16 protein-coding genes are annotated in these 18,255 nt (G+C 45.6%); 15 read left to right on the top strand and 1 reads right to left on the bottom strand.

Annotated elements, in window-relative coordinates; translation table 11 throughout:
• Nucleotides 1-250: 250 nt before the first annotated feature.
• The 10 genes from BLV22_RS06680 to BLV22_RS06635 all read left to right on the top strand — a co-directional run bounded on the left by BLV22_RS06680 (nucleotide 251) and on the right by BLV22_RS06635 (nucleotide 11,312).
• Nucleotides 251-1,207 (top strand): GDP-L-fucose synthase family protein, encoded by a 957-nt coding sequence (locus BLV22_RS06680; RefSeq protein ID WP_091612926.1) that lies wholly within the window; start codon nucleotides 251-253, stop codon nucleotides 1,205-1,207.
• On the top strand, nucleotides 1,204-2,202 hold the full coding sequence (gmd, locus tag BLV22_RS06675; protein WP_091612923.1) for a GDP-mannose 4,6-dehydratase: 999 nt from the start codon (nucleotides 1,204-1,206) through the stop codon (nucleotides 2,200-2,202). The genes BLV22_RS06680 and gmd overlap by 4 nt, the downstream gene beginning before the upstream one ends.
• A gap of 74 nt (nucleotides 2,203-2,276) precedes the next feature.
• Nucleotides 2,277-2,933, top strand: coding sequence for a sugar transferase (locus tag BLV22_RS06670; protein ID WP_218130597.1), 657 nt, complete (start codon nucleotides 2,277-2,279; stop codon nucleotides 2,931-2,933).
• A 43-nt stretch (nucleotides 2,934-2,976) separates the two neighbouring features.
• Nucleotides 2,977-4,176: a glycosyltransferase gene (locus BLV22_RS06665; RefSeq protein WP_091612921.1), complete on the top strand. Its 1,200-nt coding sequence runs from the start codon at nucleotides 2,977-2,979 to the stop codon at nucleotides 4,174-4,176.
• Nucleotides 4,160-4,759: a putative colanic acid biosynthesis acetyltransferase gene (locus BLV22_RS06660; protein WP_091612918.1), complete on the top strand. Its 600-nt coding sequence runs from the start codon at nucleotides 4,160-4,162 to the stop codon at nucleotides 4,757-4,759. Before BLV22_RS06665 ends, BLV22_RS06660 begins: the two co-directional genes overlap by 17 nt.
• Nucleotides 4,756-5,982, top strand: coding sequence for a glycosyltransferase family 4 protein (locus tag BLV22_RS06655; RefSeq protein WP_091612916.1), 1,227 nt, complete (start codon nucleotides 4,756-4,758; stop codon nucleotides 5,980-5,982). Before BLV22_RS06660 ends, BLV22_RS06655 begins: the two co-directional genes overlap by 4 nt.
• A 68-nt stretch (nucleotides 5,983-6,050) precedes the next feature.
• Nucleotides 6,051-8,153, top strand: coding sequence for a YveK family protein (locus BLV22_RS06650; RefSeq protein WP_091612913.1), 2,103 nt, complete (start codon nucleotides 6,051-6,053; stop codon nucleotides 8,151-8,153).
• A 12-nt stretch (nucleotides 8,154-8,165) separates the two neighbouring features.
• Nucleotides 8,166-9,278: a glycosyltransferase gene (locus tag BLV22_RS06645; RefSeq protein WP_176967687.1), complete on the top strand. Its 1,113-nt coding sequence runs from the start codon at nucleotides 8,166-8,168 to the stop codon at nucleotides 9,276-9,278.
• 14 nt (nucleotides 9,279-9,292) lie between these two features.
• The gene (locus BLV22_RS06640; RefSeq protein WP_091612907.1) at nucleotides 9,293-10,588 is read left to right on the top strand and encodes a lipopolysaccharide biosynthesis protein; all 1,296 of its coding nucleotides are present in this window, start codon (nucleotides 9,293-9,295) and stop codon (nucleotides 10,586-10,588) included.
• Between the two features lie 355 nt (nucleotides 10,589-10,943).
• Nucleotides 10,944-11,312, top strand: a complete 369-nt coding sequence (locus BLV22_RS06635; protein WP_091612904.1) for a hypothetical protein — start codon at nucleotides 10,944-10,946, stop codon at nucleotides 11,310-11,312.
• Nucleotides 11,313-11,389: 77 nt separating this feature from the next.
• Here the strand turns inward: BLV22_RS06635 and BLV22_RS06630 are convergent, their stop codons facing one another.
• Complete coding sequence (locus tag BLV22_RS06630) at nucleotides 11,390-12,436, bottom strand: NAD-dependent epimerase (RefSeq protein WP_091612902.1); 1,047 nt, start codon at nucleotides 12,434-12,436, stop codon at nucleotides 11,390-11,392.
• A gap of 445 nt (nucleotides 12,437-12,881) precedes the next feature.
• On the opposite strand from BLV22_RS06630, the gene BLV22_RS06625 reads away from it, so the two are divergent.
• From BLV22_RS06625 to BLV22_RS06605, 5 genes are read left to right on the top strand one after another with little or no spacing between them, the layout of a single operon-like run.
• Nucleotides 12,882-14,723 (top strand): polysaccharide biosynthesis protein, encoded by a 1,842-nt coding sequence (locus tag BLV22_RS06625; RefSeq protein WP_091612899.1) that lies wholly within the window; start codon nucleotides 12,882-12,884, stop codon nucleotides 14,721-14,723.
• Nucleotides 14,724-14,767: 44 nt separating this feature from the next.
• Nucleotides 14,768-15,364 carry a sugar transferase gene (locus BLV22_RS06620; RefSeq protein WP_091612896.1) on the top strand — a complete coding sequence of 199 codons (597 nt, stop codon included), beginning with the start codon at nucleotides 14,768-14,770 and terminating at the stop codon, nucleotides 15,362-15,364.
• A 15-nt stretch (nucleotides 15,365-15,379) separates the two neighbouring features.
• Nucleotides 15,380-16,273 carry an NAD-dependent epimerase/dehydratase family protein gene (locus BLV22_RS06615; protein WP_091612893.1) on the top strand — a complete coding sequence of 298 codons (894 nt, stop codon included), beginning with the start codon at nucleotides 15,380-15,382 and terminating at the stop codon, nucleotides 16,271-16,273.
• Complete coding sequence (locus tag BLV22_RS06610; RefSeq protein WP_342706670.1) at nucleotides 16,242-17,336, top strand: glycosyltransferase family 4 protein; 1,095 nt, start codon at nucleotides 16,242-16,244, stop codon at nucleotides 17,334-17,336. Before BLV22_RS06615 ends, BLV22_RS06610 begins: the two co-directional genes overlap by 32 nt.
• Nucleotides 17,337-17,346: 10 nt before the next feature.
• A complete protein-coding gene (locus BLV22_RS06605) occupies nucleotides 17,347-18,255 on the top strand; it encodes an ATP-grasp fold amidoligase family protein (protein ID WP_091612890.1) in 909 nt (302 codons plus the stop codon).

The following is an 18,255-nucleotide window of genomic DNA, read 5'->3' as shown; positions in this document are numbered from 1 at the left end:
ATGTCTCCTGCACCGGTATCACGCGGAGGCACTCGGCAGTGCTAAGGGCTTTTTTAAAGCCTTAGACGTTCATCGTCAACAGCGCTGCGTGAGGAGAGGTTCAATGCCTCCGGTTTAACTGCGGCAGCTGCGCATACAACGCTGCTGCAGATGGAAAGACAGACCATTGGCATTCAGACTTCAGTCATCTGTTTTGAATAGATGCAGGTATTACAAAACGCCAAAATCTTATTGGAAAAGAGGATCCTGAGTGGAAAAACATGCGTGTATATATGTGGCCGGGCACCGGGGGCTTGCAGGCTCCGCGATTCTGCGGAAGCTGCAGAGCGAGGGCTATACGAACCTGGTGTACCGGACGAGCAGCGAGCTCGACTTACGAAACCAAACCGAGGTAGACGCTTTTTTTCAATCCTCTTCGATAGATTACGTGTTTTTAGCAGCCGCGAAAGTTGGCGGGATTACTGCGAATAATGAGTATCCGGCGGATTTTATCCGGGATAACTTATTTATTCAGACAAATGTGATCGATGCGGCCTACAAGTACAACGTGAAAAAGCTGTTGTTTTTAGGCAGTACGTGCATTTATCCAAAACACGCCCCGCAGCCGATTAAAGAGGAGGCGCTCCTGACCGGGGCGCTTGAGGCGACAAACGAACCGTACGCGATCGCAAAGATTGCCGGCCTGAAGATGTGCGAGTCCTATAACCGCCAGTACGGCACCCGCTTTATTGCCGCGATGCCGACAAACCTGTACGGGAAAAACGACAATTTCGACCTGGAAACGTCGCACGTACTCCCGGCTCTGATGCGAAAGTGCCACGAAGCGAAAGTAAACGGTGATGCCAACGTTGAAATCTGGGGGACGGGCGAGCCGCGCCGGGAGTTTATGTACGCGGACGACCTCGCCGACGCGTGCGTCTTTTTGATGAACGAGTACGACGGCACGGACATGGTGAATATCGGCACCGGCCGGGACCTTTCGATCCGGGAGCTCGCCGAAGCACTCAAAGCCGTCACCGGCTTCGACGGCGAGTTTGTGTTTAATACAAGTAAGCCCGACGGCACATTCCGGAAACGCACCGACGTCACCAGGCTGCACAGCCTTGGCTGGCAGGCGAAAACAACGCTTAATGAAGGACTGCAGACGACGTACGACTGGTATACCAGCCACGCGGCACAACCAAACAAAGGAGCTGCTTCTCTATGACAAAATCAGCACTTATTACCGGCGTGACCGGCCAGGACGGCTCATACCTGGCGGAATTTCTGCTGGGCAAAGACTACAAGGTCTATGGCCTCCGGCGCCGAACGAGCACCCCGAACTTTGAAAACATCGAACACGTAAAGGACCAGATTGAATGGATCGACGGCGACCTGACCGACTTGTCGTCTCTCATCAATGCTGTGCAGCAGGCACAGCCGGACGAGGTGTACAATCTGGCGGCCCAGTCGTTTGTAGCCACCTCGTGGCCGCAGCCGATCGCGACCAGCCAGATTACCGCCGTCGGCGTGGTTAACATGCTTGAAGCGGTCCGCATCGCCAAGCCGGACGCCCGTTTTTACCAGGCTTCAAGCTCCGAGATGTTCGGCAAGGTGCTTGAAACGCCGCAGACGGAAACGACGCCGTTCTGGCCGCGCAGCCCGTACGGGGTGGCCAAAACGTACGGCCACTGGATTACCGTCAACTACCGGGAAAGCTTTGATATGTTTGCCTGCGCTGGTATTTTATTCAACCACGAGTCCCCGCGGCGCGGCATGGAATTTGTGACCCGGAAGGTGACCGACGCCGCTGCCCGCATCAAGCTCGGGCTGCAGAGCGAGCTCCGGATGGGCAATCTCGACGCCAAGCGCGACTGGGGCTATGCCGGCGACTACGTGAAAGCAATGTGGCTCATGCTGCAGAGCGACGAGCCGGATGACTACGTGATCTCCACTGGCGAAACGCACACGGTCGAAGAGCTGGTGGACATTGCCTTTCAATACGTCGGCCTCGACTGGCGAGACTACGTCGTGACCGACCCGAAATTTGTGCGGCCGGCCGAGGTGGACCTTCTGCTCGGCGACTGCACGAAGGCGAAGGAAAAGCTCGGATGGGAGCTTGAAGTCGGATTCCGGGAGCTGGTGGAAATGATGGTGGAGAGCGATTTGAACCATTACGGCAGCCGCCAGCAAACGCCGGGCCTGTACCGTGAAACTTCTTAAGATCTACTGTTTAGTTTTCGTTCAGAAGCAGCCGGGTTCGGGTGCTTCTGAAACAAATAAGAGGAGGGAAAAAAATGCAGAGATCAACGATGCCGATTAAAGATGAGAAGAAGGCGGTGGATCAGGCACAGGCCAAACGCGTGATGGATGCGGTACTATCCTTAATGCTGCTTGTCCTGTTATCTCCACTATTTTTAATAATCGGTTTCATGAATATGCAGGAGAAACAAAAAGGAAGTATTTTATATAAACAAAAACGAATCGGGGCGGGGGGAAAGCCGTTCTATATTTATAAATTCCGGACCATGGTGGTCAACGCTGAAGAGGTGCTTCGGCGCGACCAAAAGCTGTATGCCGAATTTGTACAAAATGGCTACAAGCTGCCGTCGGAGCAGGATCCTAGGATTACAAAGACCGGCCGGTTTTTACGTGAAACGAGTCTGGACGAACTGCCGCAGCTTCTGAATGTGTTAAAAGGGGACATGAGTCTGGTCGGTCCCCGGCCGATTATTGCAGAGGAGCTGGAAGAATATGCTGAAAACAAGCAGCTGTTTTTATCAGTCAAACCTGGCATGACCGGTCTGTGGCAGGTGAGCGGCAGAAGCGACCTGACGTATCCGGAACGAATGGACCTGGAGCTTGAATACATCCGCCGTCAGCGTCTCTCCACTGATATCTTCATTCTGTTCAAAACGGCAGGAGCAGTTTTACGAAAACAGGGAGCGTATTAAAAAGGCATTCCGGAGCAATATGATAAGCGGAGGAGGCGCTGGTGTGGAAAGAAAATTATTATACGTTGCTTTTCTTCGTGAAGATTCAGACGCTGTAGGATTTATAAAAAAAGTCCAGGCCCAGTGCAGGGCGATGAACAACCTGGGGCGGCACGCATATCTGCTGCTTTCCCGGAAGGACCGGGTCGTCTGCTATGATACGGCGAACGGGCAGGAGCTGGTACAGGAAAAACGTTATTCACCAAAAGCTGTTTTTGTAGAAACACCGGCATGGAAACGAAAAGCTTCCAGCTATTTTCGGATGAAGGAATATTTACAGTTTGCTGAATCGATGGCTGAGGCTCTCGATGTGCAGGAGGTCTATATCCGGAGAATGAAGCCAGTGACACCGCAATTGTCCATATGGCTGTATAAATGCAGGCGCAGGAGCCGGAAGACGTACTATGAAATTCCGGATTATCCGGTGGAAATCCCATCCAAACAGAACTGGAAAGCCTATAGTATGTATATAGCGGATCAGGCGGCGTTTCGTTTCGGGGTCTATCCTTTCGTGCAAAAAATTGTCGCTGTTTCTATTGCCCCGGTGACGGACCCGAAAGTTGCAGGCATCAAAAACGGAATTGATCTCGCCGCTTCTCCACTTGTGCAAAAAGATAAAAACCGACGTTCGTCCGCCTTCGTACTGGCCGGTGTCGCGAATTTAGCCCCGTGGCATGCGTATGACCGGGTCATCCGCGGAATGAAAGCGTGCCCGGCGTATGTGAACCCGGAATTTCATATTATTGGCGATGGTCCGGTGAAAGAAGAGTTGGAACGGCTGGCAGCCGACCAGGGGGTGGCAGACCGTGTGATTTTTCACGGTACGCTCACCGGCAGCAGGCTCGATCAGATGATGGAAAAAACGGACGTGGGAATAGGGATTCTCGGAAACCACCGGCGTAATTTTTTCGGGGATTCTTCCTTGAAAAACAGAGAATACTGCGCCCGGGGAATTCCGTTTATGATTTCCTCCGAGGACAGTGATTTTCCGGAGCATCTGCCTTTTGTGTTCCGAACTCCGGCAGATGACAGCCCGGTGGACATTGAGCAGCTGTTTTTGGAATACCGGCAGTACCGCAGCCGGAACACGCCGGCACGCATCCGGAGCTATGCCGAAGAACATCTGGGCTGGGAACAAAAGTTAAAGCACGTGTTTCCCGGAGAGCTAAAAGAGGAGGGAGCAGCACATGAAGGTTCAGCTTGACCGTTATGACCAATCAGATTACGACCGTGGGCGTCCGGGGTGGTTCATCCTGCTCTGGTGGCTGGTGCAGGGCACCCTGTTCCGTTTTTCGCTCCATCCGATGTATGGCTTTCGCAGACGGCTCCTTCGTGCTTTTGGCATGCAGGTGGGAAAAGGGGCAAAAATCCGCCCGAGCGCCAGGTTTACGTATCCGTGGAAGGTAACGATTGGCGGGCATTCCTGGGTGGGGGACGAAGCAGTGTTTTACAGTCTCGATCAGATTACGATCGGAGATCACTGCGTCGTGTCGCAAAAAACCTATTTATGCACAGGGTCCCACCATTTACAAAAAGTTTCCTTTGATTTAATCACAGCACCGATCACGCTTGAGACGGGCTCCTGGGCGGCGGCTGGAGCATTTATTCATCCGGGGGTCACCCTGGGAGAGTACGCGGTGGCTGCTGCCCGCAGCAACGTAACCAAAAATATACCGGCCAATGAAATCCACGGAGGGAACCCGGCCGCATTTTTGAAAAGCCGTTTTCCAGACGTTGGGACCGCCGGAGAAAAACCACTAAAACAGGCACAGGGAGCAGGTATATGAAAAAAATTGTATTTGTCGTTAATTACTTTTCGCCCGATGTAGCATCACTCGGCCAGCTGATGGGAGACCTCTGTTTTGAGCTGCAGAAGGACTTCCATATTACCGTCATCACCTCGCATCCGCATTACGCAGACGAGCTGCAGGAAGCTCTGCCGGACCGTCTTGAATGGAACGGTGCCGTCAAAGTGATCCGAATGAAGCTGCCTAAAATGAATAAGCAATCCAAAGTCAGCCGGGTCAAGTATATGGCGGCTTATTTTTTTAAAGCGCTGCGCGTATTAACAAAGGAATCTGATGTAGACGTTATTTATACTGTCTCCCAGCCGCCAATTCTCGGAGGATTAATCGGAACGATTGGAAAAAGGATGAAACGGTCCAGGCATATATACAATATCCAGGATTTTAACCCGGAGCAGGCCGAGGCGGTCTCCTATTCGCCGAGTCCGGTAGTAACGAAAATTGCTGCCGCCGTGGACAAATTAAACTGCCGCTATGCCGATTTGAATATTGTGGTTGGAAGCGATATGGCAGCGACTCTGCAGAAACGGTTCACTGCAGGCACGCCGGACTACGAAGTGATCCACAACTGGGTGGATGAAGAGGATCTGGTTCCAAAACCGCGTACGGATGCGGGCGTGGCTGCCTTTTTGCAGGAAAAGCGGCTGGAGGGCAAATTTGTGGTGATGTATTCCGGGAATCTGGGATTGTTTTACGATCTGGAAAACATTATCCGCATCACAGAAGCGTTCCGCGACCATCCGGACATTGTGTTTGCGTTTGTCGGCGAGGGAGCGAAAAAGAAAGAGATGCAGGACTACGTGGCAGCGAGTCACGTAAAAAACGTATATTTCTTTCCCTACGAGCCGAAAGAGCGCATCAAATATTCCTTGAATGCGGCGGATGTGCATCTGGTTGTAAACCAAAAGGGCATTAAAGGGGTGTCGGTCCCGAGTAAAATCTACGGGGTGCTTGCCGTCGGTAAACCTGTACTCGGCGTGCTCGAAAACGGGAGCGAAGCGGCAGTCATCATCGAGCGTTCCGGGGCTGGGGTAGTGATAGAGCCCGGGCAGTACGAGGAAATCATCGATGCCATCTACAGCTATTACGATTTGTCGCAGGAAGAAAGAGAGACGATCGGCCGGAAGGGAAGGCTTTACCTGGAACAGCACCTGACGCGCCGGCAGTCGATTGATAAGTACAAAGCGGTGTTTCAGCAGGTGTAGCGAATAGCTGGTGCTGCTTCCGGCGCGTCATAAGTAAAAAAGCCGGAGATAGGGGAGGGCGGGAGTCTTTGTTCATTCATAATCGCACGGGAAAAATGTGGCTGTACTATTTGTGGGGCGTTTACTTTATCACAAATATTGCAGGTGCCGTTATTTTTAAACAAGTCCTCGGCATGGGTGGATTTTCACATACTCCCTATATTCGCGGCATGTTCATTCTGCTTCTCGTCCTCGGTATCACATTCATCTGGCTGCCATTGTATATGATGAACCAGCAGGCGGAAGTCAGGCAGGGGGATATGGCCGTCGTGGTTCTCGGGAGCATGTTGATCGGCTACAGTGCCATTATCGGCATTGCCAACGCCAATACGTGGACGTACATTCTGTCTGATACGGCATATTTAGTGGTGGGTCTTGCCATCTATTTGTTAACGCGGTTTGGCGGTATTCATCTTCACATGAATGAACGGTACCTGGTTCCAGCCTCTGCGGGACTGGCTGTTCTTCTGCTCGGGCTGTATTTTTTAAGCAGCTGGGTGCCGGTGACCCTTCTGATCGTGTTTGTCGGTTTATTTTTGTACGCGCTGTACACCGTGCATACAGGGGCGCTCCTGCTGCAGATCGGGCCGCTCGTGTTTTTACTGATCAGCTCCAATCGTTCTCTTCTCCTGACGGTGATCGTAATGGTGCTGGTGCTTTTAGTGGTGCTTTTGATCAAAAACCGCTGGAAGCCGATACTCCATTTCGTCTTTGCGTTCAGCCTGGTTGGGCTGGTGGCAGCGCTTGCCGGAGAAAGCGTGCTGGCTATGCTCGGCATCGATTTTTACGCTACCGCTCTCGGCCGGCGGATTGAAGTGATGTTGGGGATGGGCGGCTCGTCCGGTATGAGTCTCGGAGAAGACGTCACCATCGGCCAGCGGCTGTATGAAGTGGAAGTTATTGTAGAAACGCTCGGCAGCAATCCGCTGTTCTGGCTGTTCGGCTACGGGGCGGGCGGCACGATCGATATGTCGGGGTCGCTGGATCCGTCGGTCACCAGTGCGGCCCTGCTTGGCATGACCGAGGTGCATAACGTGCATTTTCTGCACGGGGCGGTTCTGTTCCGGTACGGGCTGTTCGGGGCAGCGGTTGTGGCAGGACTGATCTGGCGCCTGGTTACGACTACTGTAAAGCATGCCGATCATTCACTTATTTTCGCGAACTTGCTGGCGCTGTCGCTGATCGTCTACAGCTACTCATCCTCGTCCTACCTGCTTGTAGAGCCACTGCTGTGGTTTCTGCTGGCATGGAGAGTGACCCGGATGGAATGGATACAGACGCAGGAAGAAACCACTGCCCGGGCTGCAGGCACCATGCAGCGGGCTCCAAAAAAGGGGGGCACTATGAAGGATTCATTCGGCATTCAGGATTTGATTCAAATTGTACAAAAGCGAATAAAGCTGCTTGGGCTAGTGGTGCTTGCTGCTTTAACTGCCGGGGCGGTGTACACATGGTTCATCGCTGAACCCGAATACGAAGCATCCACCCAGATACTGGTCACCCCGGACATGGGCGGGAGCGAGGCGCCGGCCTCCGAGGACTGGCAGTCCAGCCGGGAGCTGGTGAACACTTACAATACGCTGATCACAAGCCCGGCGATTATTGAACAGGCCGTACAGAATTTAAGCGTCGAACGTACCGAAGAAGCCATTCAAAGCCAGCTGACCGTTGCTGCAGAAAATGAATCCCAGATTGCGACAGTGACTGTCCGGGACGCGGACCCTGAAGCTGCCGTGGCAATTGTAAATACGGTTACAGAGACGTTTGAACAGGAAGTACCTTCTATTATGAACGTGGATAACGTCAGTGTATTATCCGAAGCGGAAATGAAAGACGTCGGGGAGGCGGTCTCGCCGCAGCCGTTTCTTTATATGGGCGCTGCGTTGCTAAGCGGTGTGCTCGGAGGCCTCGGGATTGTGCTGCTGCTTGAAGTGATGAATAACAAAATCAAAACTGAAGAGGATCTTGAAGCGGTGCTCGGCCTGCCAATACTGGGCGCGGTTAATATTCCGGCCGACAAAGAATTTATGGAGAAAGCGGATAATGAAATGACCCCGCAGCCGGTGCCTGTCATTCCTCTTCGCGGAGAAGTTAAGTCAGATGCCGGTGAAAAGGTTAAACAAAAAGTATAAGGGGCTGAAATGATGAAAATTCTTATTAATGCCACAGCGTTAAGCGACCGCGGGGGATTCAGCGTCATTGCTGCCTGTCTGGAGGACTTGGCCGGCGCAGGGGATTATTTCAGTAAAAACGATATCCGTATTACGGCGTATGTCTCCCGCGTGGAGCTGCTCGAATATGAGCGCAGCTGGATTGATGTTCGTGTCACTCAGACGCCCAAAAAGAGTCCGGCTCATCAGTGGTGGTTTGAACGCCGGGTGCTTCGCAGGGAAATGAAAGACCACGACGTCTTTTTATCGCTGCAGAATACACCGCTCGGCGGCATTGACAAGCCGCAGTACTGCTTAATGCATCAGCCGATCCCTTTTTCCGACGTGCGCCCGGGAGAGCTTGAGTGGAAAAACCTGCTCAAATACAAGCTGCTCATGCCTCAGGTCGTCAAAAGAGCAATGCCGCGAATGAACGGGATTTTCGTGCAGACTGATTGGATGAAGGAAGCGGTGCAAAAACGGTACGATGGGCATCCGCCGATTCACGTGATGCGTCCTAAACCAGTCGATATGACAAAGCATCAGGCACCGCTGAGTGCCCGCCAGGACCAATCAATAGCCCAGAGCCGGGGGACGAGGCTTGTATACGTCACCAATCAGGAAAAATACAAAAACAACGCCCGGCTCATCGAAGCAGTGCAGGAGTACAACCAGCAGGCGGAGCATCCGGTGGATCTGTTTTTAACAGTAGAAGGCAGCGATGAGCCGGGTATTCATTACCTCGGAAAAGTTAATTACGAAGCGATGCATACACTTTACACCTCCATGGACGCCCTGGTGTTTCCGTCTCTAATGGAAACGTTCGGCCTGCCGATCGTAGAAGCAAGGCAGTCGGGTCTGCCGGTACTTTTGGCCGATCTTCCTTACGGCCGGGAACACCACAATAAAGGGAAAACGTTACTGTTTGACCCCCGGAGCACCGGCAGCATGATGAAGAGCTTCCGGGAGATTCAGGAATCGGACATCCGTCGTCCCCTGCCGGCAGTCAAAGAAACCGGTAATGATTACGTGGAATTTATCCAGACGATTCAGGCGGACCAGGAGAAAATGAGCCCGCGGAGCGGCGAGTATCCGGACGCGGGGTAGAAAGGAGAGAGAGGATGCAGGCAGATCATTCCAGGGCCGGTAAAGCAACAGCCGCGCCGAAGTCCCTGAAGGTAAACTTTACGTGGGTGGTGTTTGCCGACGCCTTTTACGGCATCTCGCAGTGGGCTTTAATCGCATTAATCATTCATTTCAGCAGCGTCGAGCTCGCCGGCCTTTACACGCTTGCCCTCGGCCTGGCTGCGCCTTTCTTTTTGTTTTTTAATTTAAATCTACGGTCCGTGCAGGTGACGGACCAGGAGAGCGAATACACGTTTGAAGATTATCATTTGTTCCGCATGGTCACATCCACAGCGGCATTTGTGTTTGTGGCAGCAGCTGCGGTGGTGATGAACTACGAGGCCAGTCTCGTATGGATCATTGCCGTCATGAGTATAGTGAAAGCCCTCGAAGCCCAGAGTGACATCTGCCACGGGCTGTTTCAGAAAAAAGAAAACATGCAGTATATCGCGTTTTCTAAAATTGCCAGAGGTACCGTGAACGTGCTCAGCTTTTTCATTGTTTTAATGAGCACGGAAAATCTGCTGCTTGCCTTATGTACCATGGCTGCGGCAAACATAGTAACCCTATGGCTGGTGGATATGAAAAATGTAAAAAAAGTCCACCACTTTCGTCCGGCAGCTCTGCGTATCAGCCGGGAAAAGCTGTCCATGTTCCGTCATTTTCTTTTACTCGGCTTTCCGCTTGGGATCGCCGGGGCGCTGGATGTACTGAACATTAATATTCAGCGGGTCATCATCGAGCAGGTGAACGGGCTCGAGCAGCTTGGCTACTACGCTTCGATTGTTTATATTATTATGGCCGGCCAGATGTTTATCGGTGCATTGTCGCAGGCCTGTCTGCCGCGTCTTCGTACTTACTGGAGTGCAGACACGGGGCAGTACGTAAAGCTTCTCCGCCTCCTGCTGATTGTTTCGGCACTTTTGGGCGCAGCTTTTGTGCTGGTAGTAGTGATCGGGGGAGACGTTCTGCTGTCGATCATTTACGGGGAAAGCTTTGCAGCCTACCATCATATTTTCATCCTGACTTCCTTTGCAGCGTTCTTCTGGTATTCGGGCGGTTTTTTAAACATTGCGCTCATTGCGACCCGCATGTTTAAGCACCAGGTGATTATCTACGCCGTCTCTTTTGCCGTAACGGCAGGGTTTTCCTTATATCTTGTACCGGGATTTGGCATAGAAGGAGCAGGCTGGGCGCTGATTCTGGGCATGGCGGCCCGGGCGCTCACGATGACAGTTATTTTGATGCAGTTATACAGGCAGAAGCAGAAAAGCGTGGCTGCCGACTTCTAAATTAGGTGCCGGCTGCTTTTATGAAAAGTTCTTTAGAAGGAAAGCAGCCAGTTTTTTGCGCTCCCGGTAAATTACTTTTCAAAATACCTTCAGAAACCTGTCAAAACAGCCGATGCAATAAACAGGAACTAAAAACCGGATTCAAATATTTTTCCGCTCATTTGAAGATGCCTGTTGAAATTATCACCGCCGGAGGAGGAAAATTGTTGCTGCATCAATTAGTTACATCGAAAACAAGATTACGGTTACTCGTGAAGTTTTTTTATACGAGGAAGAAACATATTTACGAAGAATTGTCCGCGAGTTCAACGATTCAGCCAACGCCATACGCGTGGAACTAAAACGGCTGAGCGAGATGGATCTGATTACCGGCCGCCCAGTACAGAACCGCCGCTATTACCATGTGAATAAAGACCATTATATGTACGAGGGCATGAACCGGCTCATCCGCAATTACGTGCAGTGGGAGCAAATGCAGGAGTTGCTTGAAGAAATCGAATGGCAGAACGTGTATATGGCTTCAGAAGAACAGCCGTCGTATGGACTGGAATATATTGTCGAGGTAAAAAAAGATTCCCAGGATGCGGGCAAGCAGGTGCTGCTCGGCGAGAGTATAAAAGTCACCTTCGTGACTCCGGACACTAAACATACGATGGAGCAGACGCTGGTTATGGTTCACCGTTTTGGTCTCGGAACTACTAACGTCAAGCCGCAGGTGTCATAGGTTTTTTTCGCCTAAAGAAATACATAGAATATAAAGACCAGCCTGCTGACAATCGTCGGCAGGCTGGTTTTTTGGGTTTAATGTTTGGAATTATTTTTAGAAGTTGATTGGACGGAGAAATATTCCGGATAATATTCCTTATACCATTCCACGAATTTTCCAATGCCCTGATCAAGCGAAGTAACCGGCTTAAATCCGACAGCCTTTTGCAGACTGTCAATATTCGCGTAGGTCGCCTGCACGTCTCCTGGCTGCATCGGCAGGTATTCCTTCCGGGCTTCCATGCCGAGATGTTTTTCCAGCGTTTCGATAAATTCCATCAAAGCAACCGGCTGGTTGTTGCCTATATTAAATACCTGGTAAGGCGCATAGCTCGTTGACGGGTCAGGATTCTCCGCGTCCCATGCGCTATCGCCTTTCGGTGCTGCCGGGATCAAGCGAACAATGCCCTCCACGATATCATCGATATAGGTAAAGTCCCGCATCATATCGCCGTTGTTGTACACCTGGATTGGCTCGTCATTCACGATTTTATTGGCAAATTTGAAATACGCCATATCCGGGCGTCCGAACGTTCCGTACACGGTGAAGAAACGCAGGCCCGTCGTCGGCAGGTCATACAGATGACTGTATGTGTGTGCAAGCAGCTCGTTGGACTTTTTCGTCGCCGCGTACAGGCTGACTGGATGATTCACGCCGTCCTCCGGCGAGAAAGGCATTTTTTTGTTTGCCCCGTACACCGAACTGGAAGAAGCGTAAATCAGATGTTCTACCTGGTGGTGACGGCACATCTCTAAAATGTTCGAGAAGCCGACAATATTGGATTGAATGTACTTATCCGGACGTTCCAGGCTGTAGCGGACGCCTGCCTGCGCTGCCAGGTTGATGACGGCCGTAATCGTATATGTATGAAAAATTTCCTGAAGAGCAGTTGCATCGGCCAGGTCCAATTCATGAAAGTGAAATTCGTCGTGTTTTTCCAGCCGCTCCTGTCTGCTATACTTTAAATTCACGTCATAGTAATCGTTATTGTTATCGACCCCGACAACTTCATACCCTTCTTCCAAGAGACGTTTTGCTGTATGCATGCCTACAAAGCCGTTACTTCCTGTAACTAATATCATATTATATACCCCCATTACTGTTTGTTGATTTTTAATTAGTGTACTTAGCCCTTCATTGTTTCAATGGTCAAGAAAACATATCTATCATATAACAAATGAATATGTTTGTGAAATGCACATGTGGAATGCACAAAGGAAAATTATGTTACGAACCATGAGGATAGCACGAATTTAGACAAGCAGTACAAAACAATAGTTTAGGATTTTTTCCTAAAAAATTGAATTTATCTGTTGAATTCACTGCCAGTTAGGAGGAAAATAGCTTTGTGTTGAGGTTTAAAATATACTTTTGATTTTTATAAATTATGTACTTAAATTACATAATGGAATAATTAATGTATAATAATTTAGCAGGTTAATTCGAAAAGGTTAAGGCTTGTAATGAATCTATTCATTTAATACATATAAAATTATTTATTATTTACACGAAGGAGTAGAGAAGAGCATGGGGTTAAAACAAAGGCTGCTGGCTTTAATATTTTTAGATTCAGCTATTGTTATTTTTTCTATATTCATCTGCAATTTTATATTGGCGGCTGATATACGTCCGGTGGATAATGTCTTAGTAACAAGTTCGCTCTTCTTATTAATAGTGCATCACATCTGCGCTTATTACTTTAAGTTGTACAAAAAAGCTTGGGAATATGCAAGTGCGAACGAGATTAAATCGATAGTATACGCTGTAACCATATCCGTATTAACTACGGGATTAATGCAAGTATTAGTCTTTCAAGAGTTTTATGTACGCACATTAATTATGACATGGATGGCACATATAATTTTAATTGGCGGTTCCAGAATGGCTTGGCGCTTATATCGGGATACTTACATTTCAAATAATAAAGATGGAAATAAAACATTGATTGTAGGTGCTGGAGCAGCAGGGGTTATGGTGGCCAGACAGTTAAAGCAGGAAACTAGTTCAGGGCTTCTTCCAGTCGTTTTTTTAGATGACAATCCTTCAAAACAGGGATTGGAGATTATGGATCTCCCAGTTTATGGAGGAATAAAAGATGTAAAAAAAGCAGTAGAGCAATTCTCAATCGAACATATTATTATTGCTGTTCCATCGCTAGAAAGTGAAGAATTAAACCAAATTGTTAATGTGTGTGCTGAAACAAAAGTAAGAACTCAGACGCTGCCTCGTATGGAAGATATTATGCTAGGTAAAGTTGAGGTTACACAGTTTAAAGATGTAGATGTAGAGGATTTGTTGGGGCGTGAACCGGTTAAGTTGGATGTAGAAGGTATAGCCGATTCTATTTCTAACAAACGAGTTTTGGTTACAGGAGCCGGGGGTTCTATCGGTTCGGAAATCTGTCGACAGATAGCTCGCTTTTCCCCGGAAGAGATCATACTGCTTGGACACGGAGAGAATAGTATTTATTCGATTGAAATAGAACTTAGAAACAGTTTGCCCGAATTGAGCATTTCAACAGAAATCGCTGATATTCAAGATAAAAATAAAATGTTACAAATTTTTGAAAGCAGCAAACCTCATGTTGTCTTTCACGCAGCTGCTCATAAACACGTGCCACTTATGGAACGTAATCCTGAAGAAGCTGTTAAAAATAATACAATAGGAACAAAAAACACAGCAGAAGCTTCTGATCGCGCTGGTGTCAACACATTTGTAATGGTTTCCTCTGATAAGGCAGTGAATCCAACAAGTGTAATGGGAGCCACAAAACGTTTGGCCGAAATGATTGTACAGCATATGGATACTGTTAGCAGAACAAAGTTTGTAGCCGTACGCTTTGGAAATGTGCTTGGTAGTCGCGGAAGTGTTATTCCTTTATTTAAAAAACAGATACAAAATGGAGGGCCAGTGACAGTTACAGACCCTGAGATGATTCGCTATTTCATGACTATTCCTGAGGCTTCAAGATTGGTTATCCAAGCTGGAGCACTTGCAAAAGGTGGAGAAATTTTTGTGCTTGATATGGGAGAGCCAGTGAAAATAGTGGATCTTGCGAAAAATTTGATTAAACTCTCTGGTTATACAGTGGACGAAATTGGTATTAAATTTAGCGGTATACGACCAGGTGAAAAAATGTATGAAGAGCTTCTTAGTAAGGATGAAGTTCATGAAGACCAAATATACCCAAAAATTTACGTAGGCAAATCGAGTGAAATAAATATTGATGAAGTAGTTAATTTCACTAAAAAATGTGAAATTCTCGAGAAGAGTGAAATAACGAAGCATGTGCTTGAAATTGCAAGAGGAGAGAGTGAAGAACGAGAGCACTTTTCAGCAGTCAATAAAAAAATAAACGCAAACAACTAAAATGATTGGAAATACTTTATGAAGAAAAAGTAAAGGATGTTATTATGAAAAAATATTCGATACTAAAAAAGATAATAGACTTTGATCTAACCTTAATAGCTACAATTGCATTAATGCCTTTAATTGTAGTGCTGTCTTTACTGATTAAATTGGATTCTAATGGACCAATATTATTCAAGCAAAAGCGTATTGGTAAAGACAAAGTTCCTTTTTATATTTTAAAGTTTAGAACGATGAAAATTGATACTCCTAGAGATACACCAACACATATGCTGGAAAATCCAGAAAGCTATATTACGAATATGGGTGTATTTTTAAGAAAAACCAGCCTGGATGAACTTCCTCAGTTGTTTAATATTTTAAAGAGTGATATGAGCCTGGTTGGTCCAAGGCCAGCTCTTTGGAACCAATACGATTTAATTGAAGAACGTGACAAGTATAAAGCAAACGCTATAGAGCCCGGCCTTACAGGCTGGGCCCAAGTGAATGGAAGAGATGAACTACCCATAGGCGTTAAGGCTCGACTAGACGGCGAATACGCAAGTAAGCGAAGTTTAACCTTTGATCTTAAAATACTAATTAAAACATTTCTTGGAGTTCTTAAAAGTGATGGTATTAAAGAAGGAAAAGCTGATTCATAAAAGGAGTACGTGTAAATGAAAAAGCTGTTAATTACGGGGAGTAATAGCTATATAGGAAATAGCTTAATTGAATGGTTAAAACAATATTCTAGTGAGTATATAGTAGAAACAATTAGTTTGCGGGATGATTCCTGGAAAAATGCAGATTTCTCTAAGTACGATGCAATTTTGCACCTAGCAGGTATTGCTCATGTATCTTCAGATCCGAAGCAAGAAGAATTATATTATAAAGTGAATCGCGACTTAACTATTGAGACTGCTAAAAAGGCCAAAAGAGAAGGCGTGAGGCAGTTTATATTTATGAGTAGTATTATTGTTTATAGAAACAGTGTTTTGAATGATGGAGTAATTGATAGTGAAACTATTCCGCAGCCTAAAGATTTTTATGGAGAGAGTAAGTTACAGGCTGAACAAGGCATTATTCCCTTAGGAAACGATAGATTTAAAGTTGCGGTTATTCGTCCGCCAATGATTTATGGAAAAGGCTCTAAAGGGAACTATCCCAAGCTTTCTAAAATTGCTAAATTGTTTCCGTTATTTCCTGATATTGAAAATAAACGCAGTATGTTACATATAGATAATCTTTGTGAGTTTTTAAGACTTATAATTTTAAATGAAGAAAATGGATTCTTTTTCCCTCAAAATAAAGAATACACTAAAACAAGTGAGATGGTTAAGAACATTTCTGAAGTACATAAAAAGAAAATAAAATTCACAAAGCTTTTTAATCCCTTATTTAAAATGTTAGTGCATAGGTTAGAAATCTTTAATAAAGTTTTTGGTACTTTAATTTATGATAAAAGAATGAGTGAATATAAATATGAGTATAGAGTTAAAAATTTCAAGGAAACTATAATGGCTACGGAGATGGAAAGTAATGAAAATGAAAAAAATTCTTATACTAGTTAATCACGATGTGGTTATTTATAATTTCCGTTTAGAGATAGTAGAGAGACTTTTAGAAGAGGGGCATGAAGTTTATGTCTCTTGTCCCTATGGAAGTAAAATAGATAAATTAATTGATTTAGGATGTAAATATATAGATGTTGAAATTGACCGCCATGGAATGAACATAGTAAGTGAAATAAAATTGTTAACGTATTACTTCAGATTATTAAAAGAAATAAAACCAGATACAGTTCTTTCTTTTACAATTAAGCCTAACATTTATGGCGGTATCGCAAGTAGAATATTAAAGATACCTTATATTGCTAATATTACAGGCTTAGGAACAGCGGTAGAAAAAAAAGGACTCAAACAAAAAATTTCGATGAGTTTGTATAAATTAGCCTTTAAAAGGGTTAAACGTGTTTTTTTCCAAAACACTGAAAACCAACAACTATTCATAAAAAATAATATTGCTGTTGACAGGCATAAATTAATCCCAGGCTCTGGAGTAAATTTAAATCGTTATTCTATTTTAAAGTATCCTCAAGATGAAAAAATTCAATTTGTTTTCATATCGAGAATTATGAAAGAAAAAGGAGTAGAAGAATATTTAAAAGCAGCAGAGTTCATTAAAAATAAATATCCTCAAACCAATTTTCATGTTTGTGGTTTTTGCGAAGAAAATTATGAAGATACTCTGAATGCTCTTCAGGATAAAGAAATAATAAGATATCATGGAATGGTTCATAATGTAGAAGAAATTTTGAAAGAAAGCCATTGTACGATACATCCTACCTTTTATCCTGAGGGCATGTCTAATGTATTACTTGAAAGCTCAGCATGTGCCAGACCAATTATTACCACAGATAGAAGCGGGTGCAGAGAGATAGTCGAGGACGGAGTGACCGGTTATATAGTTGAACAACAAAACGTAAAAGACCTTATTGAAAAAATCGAGTTATTTTTACAATTAAGCTATGCCTCTAAACAACAGATGGGGCTAGCTGGAAGAAAAAAAGTAGAACAGGAATTTGATAGAGAAATTGTGGTAAATGAATATCTTAATGTGATTAACGAAGAATAGGAGAGAAATAGTGAACTACAAAAAAATTTTTAAAAACCAAAAATTCAGGTTGAAAATACTAAAAATGTTAGATTTCTTGCCAGATAAACAAATGATAAAATTACAATACCGGATTAAAACAGGAAGAAAATTGAATTTAAATAACCCTGAAAGATATACAGAAAAATTACAACAATACAAATTAAATTACAGAGATCCATTAATGACCATGTGTTCTGACAAATATGAGGTTAGGAAATATGTAGAAAGTAAAGGTTTAAAAGAAATTTTAAATCCTCTTTATGGGGTTTACGAAAAAGCAGAAGATATTAACTTTGATACTTTACCTAAGTCATTTGTGATTAAACATACTAATGGATCTGGAGCAAATATTTTGGTTGAAGATAAAGACCAATTAAATATAAGCGAAGTAAGAGAAAAATTAAATGCTTGGTTGAATTCGAAACCGCCAAAATACGGAAGAGAGTGGTGCTATTATAATGTTTCTTCACGAATTATAATAGAGAAACTACTTGAAAGAGACGAAAATAATGATATACCGGATTATAAATTTTTCTGTTTTAATGGTGAAGTAAAGTATTTATATACTATGATTAATTATGTGGACGACCATAGTCAGGGCGAATGCAGTTTTTTTACGCCTGATTTTGAAAAACTTCCTTATAAAAGGTCAGAATACAAGGAAATTACCAGTTCTATAGAGAAACCTACAAATTTCGACGAGATGATAAAAATAGCTGAAATATTGTCTGAGGATTTTCCTCATGTCAGAGTGGATCTTTATAATATCCAGGGGAAGATCGTTTTTGGAGAACTAACTTTTTACAATGCCAGCGGGTACACGGTATTTGAACCAGATGAATTCGACTTTATTATGGGTAGAGAATTTGAATTACCTAAAGAAAAAGTTGTATTTTAA

The sequence above is a fragment of the Marinococcus luteus genome, from assembly GCF_900106595.1.
Lineage (GTDB): Bacteria > Bacillota > Bacilli > Bacillales > Marinococcaceae > Marinococcus > Marinococcus luteus.
The sequence above is the reverse complement of the archived record's forward strand: the minus strand, read 5'-3'. Positions and strand labels throughout refer to the sequence as shown.

What these genes read in the sequence shown, in the direction of transcription:
- BLV22_RS06635 (WP_091612904.1), top strand. Translation starts at nt 10,944, where the DNA reads ATGGATCTGATTACCGGCCGCCCAGTACAGAACCGCCGCTATTACCAT.
- BLV22_RS06620 (WP_091612896.1), top strand. Translation starts at nt 14,768, where the DNA reads ATGAAAAAATATTCGATACTAAAAAAGATAATAGACTTTGATCTAACC.
- BLV22_RS06655 (WP_091612916.1), top strand. Translation starts at nt 4,756, where the DNA reads ATGAAAAAAATTGTATTTGTCGTTAATTACTTTTCGCCCGATGTAGCA.
- BLV22_RS06625 (WP_091612899.1), top strand. Translation starts at nt 12,882, where the DNA reads ATGGGGTTAAAACAAAGGCTGCTGGCTTTAATATTTTTAGATTCAGCT.
- BLV22_RS06630 (WP_091612902.1), bottom strand. Translation starts at nt 12,436, where the DNA reads ATGATATTAGTTACAGGAAGTAACGGCTTTGTAGGCATGCATACAGCA.
- gmd (WP_091612923.1), top strand. Translation starts at nt 1,204, where the DNA reads ATGACAAAATCAGCACTTATTACCGGCGTGACCGGCCAGGACGGCTCA.
- BLV22_RS06670 (WP_218130597.1), top strand. Translation starts at nt 2,277, where the DNA reads ATGCAGAGATCAACGATGCCGATTAAAGATGAGAAGAAGGCGGTGGAT.
- BLV22_RS06660 (WP_091612918.1), top strand. Translation starts at nt 4,160, where the DNA reads ATGAAGGTTCAGCTTGACCGTTATGACCAATCAGATTACGACCGTGGG.
- BLV22_RS06640 (WP_091612907.1), top strand. Translation starts at nt 9,293, where the DNA reads ATGCAGGCAGATCATTCCAGGGCCGGTAAAGCAACAGCCGCGCCGAAG.
- BLV22_RS06615 (WP_091612893.1), top strand. Translation starts at nt 15,380, where the DNA reads ATGAAAAAGCTGTTAATTACGGGGAGTAATAGCTATATAGGAAATAGC.
- BLV22_RS06610 (WP_342706670.1), top strand. Translation starts at nt 16,242, where the DNA reads ATGAAAATGAAAAAAATTCTTATACTAGTTAATCACGATGTGGTTATT.
- BLV22_RS06645 (WP_176967687.1), top strand. Translation starts at nt 8,166, where the DNA reads ATGAAAATTCTTATTAATGCCACAGCGTTAAGCGACCGCGGGGGATTC.